This is a genomic window from Pseudomonas sp. MWU12-3103b, assembly GCF_023100615.1.
In the GTDB taxonomy this organism is placed as follows: Bacteria; Pseudomonadota; Gammaproteobacteria; order Pseudomonadales; family Pseudomonadaceae; genus Aquipseudomonas; species Aquipseudomonas putida_A.
On record NZ_JALMEY010000009.1, the window covers coordinates 1 to 10,532 of the forward strand.

The following is a 10,532-nucleotide window of genomic DNA, read 5'->3' on the forward strand; positions in this document are numbered from 1 at the left end:
ATGGCCCGACGGATAAAAATACGCTTCCCGGCATCCCTTGGCGCCTTCTGTGCCCGTCGCGGGGAGTGCCTGCAGGGCTTGCTCGTGAATGCGATCTGCCAGACAACATCAAAACAACAGAGCATACCCGCACATAAACGTACCCCGGCAACCACGTTTAAAATACACGAACCGTTACGCCATAACGGCTACAACGCCTTGCGCCGTTACCTACGCGTACGCCAGAATCCGCCGGCTTACACGGCTATGCGTTGGGCTTATCGTTTCCCTGTCGCTGGAAAACAGTGATCGGGTTTGGTAGCCCATTTCGGTACGGTCGTATGGCGTCACCTTATGCAGCCTCTTTTTTGCGGCTCAGCTTTATATGGTGGACATGCGTGGGGCTCATTCGTGAGCGCCGGGTTCCGTATCGACCGGTCTACCAACCCGCGCATGGCCGCCACCCATCGTTTGGTAGCGAGGGTGATGGCTCCTATTTCTCGATACGGAGTTTCATCCATGTTCAAAGCCACACCCAACCCCCCAGACACCTCAATCCCGTACGACCCAGCCCTCGACCCGCAGAAGATAAAAGCGGCAACCGACCGCGCCATCAACTTCTACCTCAACCCCGGCGCCCTGAAGATCTCGATCCCTTCAACCTCGTCATGCAAGGCGAACAGAATCTTCCTCATCGACCCCACCGTGGACGAAGAAACCTTGCTCGTCGAAGCCTGCGAATCGTTAGCCGCCGCCAGCGACATGGCCCGCGATATTGGCGACGTCGTCGACCACCCACAGCGCCGGGCCATGCTGATGCTGCATCAGGTGATCATGCTCAGTGAACTGATGGTCAACCGGGTACTCGATGGCCGCCGCGTGCCGAACTAACTGCCCGGTCCCCCTGTAGGAGCTGCCGAAGGCTGCGATCTTTTGATTTTGTTTTTTAAAAGCAACATCAAAAGATCGCAGCCTTCGGCAGCTCCTACAGGAAGTGATTCTTCCAAAGTGCCCCGATCGGAGTTCCAGCTGATGTCCGAAACCAAGCCCAATCCGCCAATCACAGACCCGCTATCACCCTACGAATCCCTCAACTCCAGAAAACTCCACGAAGCCGCCGAACGCGCCCTCGACCATTACCTCGTGCCCGCGAACATCATGGCAACGCCGTACACCCCCAGCAGCATGTTCCTGGTCAACCCACAAACCGACACCGAATCCCTGCTGGCCAACGCCTGCGAATCCCTGGCCTCGGCCACGGTCATGCTCGGCGATTTCGCCGGGACGCTGGAGGGGCCGAGTCGCAACACAGTGCTGGGTATTGCGCAGGTGGTGATGCTGGGGGAGTTGGCAGTGAATCAGGTGCTGGATAATGTTGTGCCCAAGGAATAGTTGCTGACAGTTCTGGCTTCTTCGTGAGCAAGCCCGTTCCCACAGTGGATCTGCGTTGGTCACTGGTTAAGTGCCCGGCAAAGATCCCTTGTAGTTGTGAGCCAGCTTGCGATTGTCATTAAATAAATCTGTCCCCTTATTCCTGCGTATTTGTGGTGAGGGGGTTTATCCCCGATGGGCTGCGCAGCAGCTCCAAAACCAGCCACCGCGAATGTTCGGAATTGTCTCGTACTCAGTATTTAAGACTGCTGCGCAGCCGATCAGGGCGGTGCGACGTTTCGCTAAATACCCTCGCCACAGGGACTTGGTGTCAGTCCGGCACCTGCAAATTATCCAGCACCCGATTCACCGCCAACTCCCCAGCATGATCAGTTGCGCAAGCCCCAACAGCGTCCGGCGCTGCGACGCTGGCAAGAGGTTGGCGAAGTCACTGGCAATGGGCATCACATCCAGCAGCGCTGCGGTTGAGACCGGTAATACGTGGACTCTGTCCTGAACTTGTCGAATTAAAAGTTACGGATAGCCAAGGGCGCGAATCTTGACTTTTGTTTTTTCCTGCAGCATGAAGCCCCAGGAATCGAAATGGCTGATCAAGTTTTTTTTGGCGCATTTAGATGCCATGATAGCGAATATATCATTTCGCGATTCAGGTAATGCCGTATCCTCAATGAATGATGGATCTTTCAATAAGCGTCTATATTCTTGATAGACCGAAGGGTAAAAATTAGCGCCAAAAAGTTCCGTCAATTCGTTATACATGACCATTGAGACCAAGTTTCCCGCTGTTTCAAAATTTTTGTTCGTCCCCTTTAGCCATTCTTTAGCCTGCGTCCTACCATCATAACGATCAATCCAGTTCGGTGTAATTCCATACATTTCCTCAACGGCGAGTGAGATTATATTGCATGTAGATTCTACCGTATGATATCCATTCATTCTCGGCAATTGATAAACATGACCCAGTTCGTGCCACGCCCCCCAGCCACCTTCTGCTGTCAGTACTTTTGGCGATAAGAGCACTTGAACAACGTCTCTATGAAATAGCAGGCTATAATTTGCAGCCGCCATATACACGTGATCTGAACTGCTTTGATTGAATTGGTAGTAGGAGTCGCTTGGTAAATGTATCCCTCCGTCGGAATGGTTTGTCTCATTTATTCCGCAAGCTTCATCTGCTTTGTCGATGATTCTATTGTATTCGTTGAGCAGTTGGTCAATATCTTCCTCCATATATTCCATTGCCTTTGAAACACTAACGGCAATCATCGCTTTACCGCTGAATAATTGAGCAGAGGTAATCATCGCTGCATTCTTGAGCATCGACACCCATTGCTCCTTTGTTGTGTTACCCAATACGTAGTAGGGGGCGGTTAATACGTTTCTGAAGGAAACTGGAATAATGTATTTATTATCTGGATGAATCACAGAAAAAAATAGTAATCCGTCGCGATCCGGAGTTATCGTGTTTGCGCCCTGTTTTATTGGGAATCGTGAAGGGGCAGGGTTCTCACCTAGGTGCATAGCACCTACTAACAACTCAAGGGTAACCCCGGCAGGAACGTCATTTTCAAGATAAATATAAAACTGCTGATTTGAAATACAATATAAGCCTGTACACTCGAAATCCGCACGTGTCATTGAAAATCCTTTGTCAGACATGTCGTCGATGTGTGAGTGTTTTCTTGATATGAATATGAAATCGCCTCGCTCATTGCCTTCCGATAGTACTATGTCTTGTGGCGATCTGCCCGGATTAAATGTGCCGGACTTTACAGATACCCATTCTGATGTTTCAGTGTAAATTGATAATGAGTATTTTTTAATTCGACCGTTTACGCTGCTTTTTAGCGCTTGTCGAGGGATATAGCAAATTGAACCGATTTCATAACTTTTTCCCATGTCTATGACGACATAGTGCCCGGCAGGAGCTATTTCCTCTGTATGCCATACTGTTTCTGGATTTCCATCCAGTAAGTTGCTGGCGGGGTTTGATTGAAGCTCATTAGATACCGAATGTATGCGCCATGTGGACTTGTCAATAAACTTTCCGTTAATCTCTCTTGCTTCGAACCCTGAAATCGAAATAGCGTTAACTGCATGAAAAACTTCATGCACTACGAAGGAAAAATATTGAGTCTTCGTACTGGTTGTGCTTCTGGCGATTGTTTGTACTTCATCCCAGGAGGGTGCGGAAAATTGATGGGGAATGTCGAGGATGTTGTTGACGGACGTTGTTGACGTGGTCATGGATAAGCTCCTGCGCAAAGGCAATATTCAGGAGTAATGAGCGCACTAAATGAGAGTTTGCGCACCTGTCAGATCTGACAGGTGCACTAGGGTTTCCGACGAGTGGCAATTAAGGAGAACGTGAAGATTAAAAGATCGCAGCCCTTCGGCAGCTCCCACATAGAGCGGGCAGAAGTGAGTGTGTTTAGATAAAGACAATTTCGTAGGGCAGGCGCATCCGTTCCAGGATCACCGGCGGCAGCATCGGCGCGATGCCGATCGCCGGTTCGCCCTTGAGCTGGCTGGCATAGGCGTGGGTGGCGTGGCTTTTGCGCGCCACGGTCCAGGTGTCGAGGCGCAGTTTGCGTGCACGATCCCAGGGGATCAGGCTCTGCTCGCGCTCCGGCCAGTGCCAGGCCCAGACCGCCACGTCGTGATAGGTGGCTCCGGCTTGCGCCGCCGCGTTGGCACTGGCACGTCCGACCGCTTCGTGGTCGTCGTTGCCGTCGTTGCGCCAGGTGCTGAACACCACGTCGCCGGGGCGCAGATAACGTGAGATGAAACTGCTGATTTCCGTCTCGCGCTCGAGCAGCGCGTTGTCGGTGAACCCGCCGCGCACCCATTTCAGACTGTGCATCGGCAGGCCGAGCCGACGCAGGGCTTCGACGCTCTCTTGCGGACGGAACACGCTCAGGCGTTTTTCCGACCACTGTCGCGAGCCGGGATGGCTGGCGCTGCCGTCAGTGATCGACAGCAGTTGCAGCGGATGACCGAGGCTGGAGAGCAATTGCAGGAGCCCGCCACAGGTCACCACTTCATCACCCGGATGCGGGGCGACGACGACGGCGCGAGCACCGGGGGGAACGAGGCTATGGGTGTTGATGACGGGGATGTTGTCCAGCTGCGGGGAACTGTTCCAGATCTGTACCGGCGGCGGGTTTTCGTTGAGGAATAACGGTTTCATGGGTGCTACGTCCTTGTCGAGTCAGGCCCTCAGCCGAATCTGCACCGTGCAAAGGCAGGTGCGCTCGACCCGTGAAGGCGAATGGATTGCTGTGCGACGCTCCGAACCCTGGATTGCCGCGCAGCAGAGTATTGCTCATGAAAACCGGTTCGTCGCGTCACAGATCAATCTGATCCGCTTTTTTTATGTCTAACTGTACCAATTTTCGCAGGTAGTCCCCGAATCCGCCCCGGGCACGGCTGTCCAGACGGGCGCTGGTGTGCACTTGCGGGCGATGGCTCCAGGCGATGTCGGCACCGAGCAATTCCAGTTGCCGCACCAGTTGCACGTCCTCATCACAGGTCAAGGGGGCGAACCCCCCGGCCCAGCGATAAGCATCGGCACTGACCCCGAGATTGGCGCCGTGGATATGGCGATGCCCGTCCCGCGCCTGATAGTGGCTGTGATAGCGGATTTGCGCGCTTTCGTCGAATGTCGGATCCCAATGTTCAACGGTCACCGTGCCGCACACCGCGTCCGCACCCAGCCCCAACTGTGCCACCAGCCAGTCCTCGGCCACACGGCTGTCGGCGTCGGTGCAGGAGATCCAGCGCGCGCCACGCTCCAGCAACACCTGCGCGCCAGCGGCTCGGGCCTGGCCAACGTTACGCGCGTCGATGTGCAGACTCAGTACCGGAAAGCCGCTGACGATCTGCGCCGAGCGATCGGTGCAGCTGTCTAGCACCACCAGCACTTCGACCGGCTCGCCGGCCAGCAGCCCGTGTTTACTGGCGCGCACGGCGGCCGTCAGGCACTGCTCCAGCAGGTCTTGCTCGTTGTGCGCGGGAATCAGAATGCCGATCATCGCAGGCCCTCCAATGCGGCCACCGAGCGCGGCTCACGGCTCCAGACTTCAAGGATAAAGTCGGACTCCTGATGCAGCGCCAGACGCGGTAGCGGTAATTGCTCGTGAATCAGGTCATGTACCTGCCGCGCGTTGAGCGGGCAGCCATCGATGGGCGGGCGCCAGTGGCAGGCCAGCAACTGGCCGTCAGCCGTCAGCGATTCACTGATGCGGCGGATCACTTCTGTCAGATCCTGGGCATCGAGGTAGTAGCCGATTTCGCTAAATACAATCAGGTCGAATTTTTCCTCCGGCCAGTCACCGGGCAGGCGACTTTGGCGCACTTCGGCGTGGTCAAACAGGCTCAATCGGGTACGCGCCAGATTCACCGCGGCACTGGCGGTGTCGCAACACAGCAGGCGGTCGCAGCGCCCGGCGAGCTCGGCGCTGAGTTCGCCATTGGCGCAACCGGGTTCGAAGATCGCCCGATAATGCGCGCGAGGCAGGGCGGCGAGGGTGATCGCGCGTTTGCGCTGTTCGTACCAGCGCTCGCGGAAGGCCCAGGGATCATCGTTAGCGCTGAACAATCCGTCGAAGTAACGATCATCGACGCTCATAGGAACACCACTTCGAACGGTTGCAGCAGACGATCCAGCACGTACGGCGCCAATACCGGTTGCAGGCCGGCTTGCGGGTCGCCTTCCAGTTGGCTGGCGAATGCGTGTACTGCGTGGCGTTTGCGCGCCACTTGCTCGGCGGACAACAGAATTTTGCGCGCGCGCTGCCATGGCACCGAGGCGTCTTCGGGTGAGGCCCAGTGCCAGGTCCATACCGGCAATTCGTGGCAGGTGGCACCAACCCGCCGCGCGGCTTCGATACTGGCGCGCCCGGCGGCTTCGTGATCGCAGTGGCCGTCCTCGCACCAAGTGCTGAACACCACGTCGCCGGGGCGCAGGTGGCGTTCGATGAACGCGACCAGAGACGGCTCATCTGCGGCGACCTGGCTATCACTGAAACCGCCGCGCAGCCATTTCATCCGGTGCAACGGCACGCCGAGGCGGCGCAGGGCTTCGGCCGATTCCTGCGGCCGCACCACGCTCAGGCGTTCGACTGGCCAGCGCTCCGAGCCGGGATGACTGGCGCTGCCATCGGTGACCGAGATCAGTTGCAACTGACGCCCGGCGGCGGCCAGCAACTGCAACATCCCGCCGCAACCGAGCACTTCGTCGTCCGGGTGCGGGGCGACAATCACCGCCCGCGCGCCCGGTGGCACCAGGCTGAGGACATCGACGCTGTCCAGCGCCGCCAGGTGCCGCGAATGTTGCCATTGCAGCAGCGAAGTGCCTTGGTGGCCGATGATCGGATCGGGTTTATTGGCGACATTCATAGCGTCCAGGCCTCCTCGGGGTGTTCAGCCAGCGCTTGGCCAAGGGCCGCCAGATCACGCTCGGCATGGCTCTGGCGCAGGAACACCGGCAGATCAGCGATCAGCCGGGCGAAGTGCCGGTCCTTGCAGAACGGCCCCGCGCCCAGCGCCCGACCGGTCTCGCGCATCACTTGCTCAGCCGATTGCTCGACCACGGCGCGGGCACGTCGGGCTAACAGTTCGGCATCGGCTTCGGGATGCGTATCGATGTGCAGCGCACTGAAACGCAGGACATTGGCGGCTGCGTACAGCGCCGTATCGACCGTGCCGAGGTGGGCGAGGGCGTGCGGCTCCTGACGTTGCGCGCAGTGTTTACGCAGCGCCTCGGCGATCTGCCGAGCCGCGCCGTACCAGCACGCGGCGATGCCGATCCCGCCTTGCCAGAACCCCGGACGATTCAGGTAGTCGCCGGGTTCGCCGATGGCCTGGGCTTCAGCGCCGTCGAACAACACTTCGACGCTGCCGGTGGCACCCATGCCGACCGCTTGCCAGCCCTGATCGGTGATGGTCACGCCCGGTTGGTCCAGCGCCACCGCGACCAGTTGCTGATGGTCTTCGGCATCCCACGCGGTGAGCAGCGCATGGCTGAGCACCGCCGCTCCGGAACACCAGGCCTTGCGCCCGTCGAGGCGCACCATGTGCCCGGCCGGTCGCACCTGCACCCGAGCCTGCGGTGGTTCAGCCGCCCACATGCCCCAAGTGCTGCCCGGTGTGGGCGAGCCACCGAGCTGTTCGATGATCGCCAATGCGTCGGTGTGGCCTTCGTAGAGTTTGCACAAGCCCAGATCGTGTCCGCCGACTTCGGCCAGACGCTGAAAGCGCTCCAGCGTGCGGCCGCTGCCCGGTAACGGCAACTGATCCAGACCGGCCTCGACCAGCGCCCGCAGGCAATGGCCGAGTGCGGCGGTGTCGTGATAGTCGGGCGGGCGGCGCGCCAGATAGCTGTGCAGGTCCATATCAGTCTTCTTCTTCGCGTTGCAGTTCGAACAGCAGCAGCGAACGGCCGGTGACCGAATACTCATGGCCGAACTCGAAGCGTTCCTGACCGCGAATCGATGGCTGATTGGTGTCGATCATGCAGGTCCAGAAACTGCCTTCCGGCACTTCCGGCAGGCTGAAGTTGACGATGTCGTGGTGGGCGTTGACCACCAGCAGCAACGTCGCATCGGCACCTTTGCGGCGGATCCCGGTTTCCTGCGCGCGACCGTCGAGCAGCATGCCCAGGCAGCGGTTGTGCGCGTCATGCCAGTGCTCGGTGGTCATCTCGGTGCCGTCCGGCGCGAGCCAGGTGACGTCCTTGACGCCGATGTCCTCGTTGTATTCGCCGACCAGGAAGCGCCCGCGACGCAGGATCGGATAAGCCATACGCAACTTGATCAGGCGTTTGACGAATTTGAGCAGCGCCTTGCCGTCCTCGCTCAGGTCCCAGTTGACCCAGCCAATCTCGCTGTCCTGACAATAGGCGTTGTTGTTGCCGTCCTGGGTGCGGGCAAATTCGTCGCCGGCAACGATCATCGGTGTGCCCTGCGACAGCAGCAGCGTGGCGAAGAAGTTGCGCATCTGCCGGTGGCGCAGCGCATTGATCTCCGGGTCGTCTGTCGGGCCTTCGACGCCGTGGTTCCACGACAGGTTGTTGTTGCTGCCGTCCTGGTTGTTCTCGTCGTTGGCTTCGTTGTGCTTGTCGTTGTACGACACCAGATCGTTGAGGGTGAAACCGTCGTGGGCGGTGATGAAATTCACCGACGAGTAAGGCCGCCGTCCGCGCTGGTTGAACATCTCGCCGGACGCGGTCATGCGGCTGGCGAAGTCTGCAACCTGGCCGTCGTCGCCTTTCCAGAACGCGCGCACGGTGTCGCGGAATTTGTCGTTCCACTCGACCCAGCCCGGCGGAAAGTGGCCGACCTGATAGCCACCGGGGCCACAGTCCCAAGGCTCGGCGATCATTTTCACCTGACGCAGCACCGGGTCCTGACGGCAGGCGACGAGGAAGCTGTGGCGCTCGTCGAAACCGTCGTGATAGCGCCCGAGAATCGTCGCCAGATCGAAGCGGAAACCGTCGACGTGCATCTCGCTGGCCCAATAACGCAGCGAGTCGGTGACCATCTGCAGCACGCACGGGTGACTGAGGTCGAGGGTGTTGCCGGTGCCGGAATCGTTGATGTAGTAGCGCTTGTCGTCCGGCATCAGCCGGTAATACGAGGCGTTGTCGATGCCGCGCATCGACAGGGTCGGACCTTGTTCGTTGCCCTCGGCGGTGTGGTTGTAGACCACGTCGAGGATCACTTCCAGATTGGCCTCGTGCAGGTGCGCGACCATCTCCTTGAACTCGGCGATCTTGCCGCTGGCCAGGTAGCGCGGGTCCGGGGCGAAGAAGGCGATGCTGTTGTAGCCCCAGTAGTTGGTCATGCCCTTGTGCAGCAAATGCTGGTCGTTGACGAAGGCATGGATCGGCAGCAATTCCACACTCGACACGCCGAGTTTGCGGATGTGTTCGAGCACGTCGTCGACCATCAGACCGGCAAAGGTACCGCGCACGTTCTCCGGCACCGATGGGTGACGCATGCTGATGCCGCGTACGTGGGTTTCATAGATGATGGTTTTGTCCCACGGCACGCTGACGCGGTGGTCGTTGCCCCAGGTATGCGCCGGGTCGATGACCTTGCACTTGGGCACAAACGGCGCGCTGTCGCGTTCATCGAAACTGAGGTCGGCGTCGGGGTGGCCGATGGTGTAGCCGAACAGCGCCTCGGACCATTTCAACTCGCCGACCAGTTGTTTGGCGTACGGATCGATCAGCAGTTTGTTGTGGTTGAAGCGATGGCCGTTCGCCGGGTCATACGGGCCATACACGCGGTAGCCGTAGATCAGCCCCGGATGGGCGTCGGGCAGATAGCCGTGATAGATCTCGTCGGTGTATTCCGGCAGTTCGATGCGTTCGAGTTCGACTTCGCCGGCATCGTCGAAAATGCACAGTTCAACCTTGGTGGCATTGGCGGAAAACAGTGCAAAGTTAACCCCCAGACCATCCCAGGTCGCACCGAGCGGGAAGGGCAGGCCTTCACGGATTCTCGAAGGTTCAGCGTGCGCTGCGGGCTCGGCTTTTTTTGGACTGGACATGATTGCTCCTGCAAAACGGGTTGGTTCGAATAACGGATCAACTGTGGGAACAGAATCTGTGGTGAGGGGATTTATCCCCGATGGGTCGCGCAGCGGCCCTGCGACTGCTTCGCAGCCGATCGGGGATAAATCCCCTCACCACAGACATCTGTCCCTGACAGGGGGTGTTTGAGGTTTCTTGAGGACGAGTTGTCCCTATGTGGCGAGCGAACTCGCCACACGGTCATTCAGTTCAATAATCCGGGTGTGTCAGTTGGCCGGGGGCTTGCGTGGGGCGCGCGGCTTTTTCTCGGCGGCTTTTTCGCCCGGTGGAATCACTTTGGCGGCGCTGGAAGGCTTGGCTTTGGCGTCCGCAGGCGCCTTGGGCTTGGCCGCCGGGGTCTTGCTTTCGGTGGCTTTGCCGGTCGCAGTCTTGCCGGCAGTTTTGCTGCCCGCAGCCTTTGGCGACTTCTTCGGCGCGAGGGCCTCGGCTTCGGCCAGTTTGCGCGCCATTTCCCAATGACGCGCTTCATGACCTTCAGGTTTGCCCTCCGATTCCCAGATCTGATAGGCAAACTCGCGGATGCGTTTATCGTCGGTACTCATCGCAATGCTCCTGAACTGAA

General features: G+C 58.6%; 11 protein-coding genes. 3 read left to right on the forward strand and 8 right to left on the reverse strand.

The features are described 5' to 3' along the window. The 3 genes from M0808_RS15095 to M0808_RS15105 all read left to right on the forward strand — a co-directional run. Positions 1-288 (forward strand): hypothetical protein (locus M0808_RS15095; protein ID WP_247841720.1); only part of this gene is annotated, 288 nt, incomplete at its 5' end. A 210-nt stretch (positions 289-498) separates the two neighbouring features. Beyond that, positions 499-870: a hypothetical protein gene (locus M0808_RS15100; protein WP_135295709.1), complete on the forward strand. Its 372-nt coding sequence runs from the start codon at positions 499-501 to the stop codon at positions 868-870. Positions 871-1,011: 141 nt separating this feature from the next. Next, positions 1,012-1,371, forward strand: coding sequence for a DUF6124 family protein (locus tag M0808_RS15105; protein WP_247841721.1), 360 nt, complete (start codon positions 1,012-1,014; stop codon positions 1,369-1,371). A 513-nt stretch (positions 1,372-1,884) separates the two neighbouring features. Here the strand turns inward: M0808_RS15105 and M0808_RS15110 are convergent. The 8 genes from M0808_RS15110 to M0808_RS15145 form a co-directional block, all read right to left on the reverse strand. After that, positions 1,885-3,618, reverse strand: a complete 1,734-nt coding sequence (locus tag M0808_RS15110) for a M60 family metallopeptidase (RefSeq protein ID WP_247841722.1) — start codon at positions 3,616-3,618, stop codon at positions 1,885-1,887. A 184-nt stretch (positions 3,619-3,802) separates the two neighbouring features. Continuing rightward, the gene (locus M0808_RS15115; RefSeq protein ID WP_027612047.1) at positions 3,803-4,561 is read right to left on the reverse strand and encodes a PIG-L family deacetylase; all 759 of its coding nucleotides are present in this window, start codon (positions 4,559-4,561) and stop codon (positions 3,803-3,805) included. Between the two features lie 157 nt (positions 4,562-4,718). Next, entirely contained in the window at positions 4,719-5,405 is a 687-nt protein-coding gene (locus tag M0808_RS15120; RefSeq protein WP_097089608.1) for a glycosyltransferase, read from the reverse strand. Continuing rightward, positions 5,402-6,001, reverse strand: a complete 600-nt coding sequence (locus tag M0808_RS15125) for an SAM-dependent methyltransferase (RefSeq protein ID WP_247841723.1) — start codon at positions 5,999-6,001, stop codon at positions 5,402-5,404. The genes M0808_RS15120 and M0808_RS15125 overlap by 4 nt, the downstream gene beginning before the upstream one ends. Beyond that, entirely contained in the window at positions 5,998-6,771 is a 774-nt protein-coding gene (locus tag M0808_RS15130; protein ID WP_225138859.1) for a PIG-L deacetylase family protein, read from the reverse strand. The genes M0808_RS15125 and M0808_RS15130 overlap by 4 nt, the downstream gene beginning before the upstream one ends. Next, entirely contained in the window at positions 6,768-7,766 is a 999-nt protein-coding gene (locus M0808_RS15135) for an acyl-CoA dehydrogenase family protein (protein ID WP_247841724.1), read from the reverse strand. Before M0808_RS15135 ends, M0808_RS15130 begins: the two co-directional genes overlap by 4 nt. 1 nt (position 7,767) lies before the next feature. Beyond that, a complete protein-coding gene (gene glgX / locus M0808_RS15140; protein ID WP_139055875.1) occupies positions 7,768-9,927 on the reverse strand; it encodes a glycogen debranching protein GlgX in 2,160 nt (719 codons plus the stop codon). Positions 9,928-10,176: 249 nt separating this feature from the next. Next, positions 10,177-10,512 carry a DUF2934 domain-containing protein gene (locus M0808_RS15145; RefSeq protein ID WP_047602241.1) on the reverse strand — a complete coding sequence of 112 codons (336 nt, stop codon included), beginning with the start codon at positions 10,510-10,512 and terminating at the stop codon, positions 10,177-10,179. Positions 10,513-10,532: the final 20 nt, after the last annotated feature.

Excerpts from the sequence above, each read along its gene's own strand:
- glgX (WP_139055875.1), bottom strand. The coding sequence starts at position 9,927 with ATGTCCAGTCCAAAAAAAGCCGAGCCCGCAGCGCACGCTGAACCTTCG.
- M0808_RS15120 (WP_097089608.1), bottom strand. The coding sequence starts at position 5,405 with ATGATCGGCATTCTGATTCCCGCGCACAACGAGCAAGACCTGCTGGAG.
- M0808_RS15130 (WP_225138859.1), bottom strand. The coding sequence starts at position 6,771 with ATGAATGTCGCCAATAAACCCGATCCGATCATCGGCCACCAAGGCACT.
- M0808_RS15105 (WP_247841721.1), top strand. The coding sequence starts at position 1,012 with ATGTCCGAAACCAAGCCCAATCCGCCAATCACAGACCCGCTATCACCC.
- M0808_RS15100 (WP_135295709.1), top strand. The coding sequence starts at position 499 with ATGTTCAAAGCCACACCCAACCCCCCAGACACCTCAATCCCGTACGAC.
- M0808_RS15115 (WP_027612047.1), bottom strand. The coding sequence starts at position 4,561 with ATGAAACCGTTATTCCTCAACGAAAACCCGCCGCCGGTACAGATCTGG.
- M0808_RS15110 (WP_247841722.1), bottom strand. The coding sequence starts at position 3,618 with ATGACCACGTCAACAACGTCCGTCAACAACATCCTCGACATTCCCCAT.
- M0808_RS15125 (WP_247841723.1), bottom strand. The coding sequence starts at position 6,001 with ATGAGCGTCGATGATCGTTACTTCGACGGATTGTTCAGCGCTAACGAT.
- M0808_RS15135 (WP_247841724.1), bottom strand. The coding sequence starts at position 7,766 with ATGGACCTGCACAGCTATCTGGCGCGCCGCCCGCCCGACTATCACGAC.
- M0808_RS15145 (WP_047602241.1), bottom strand. The coding sequence starts at position 10,512 with ATGAGTACCGACGATAAACGCATCCGCGAGTTTGCCTATCAGATCTGG.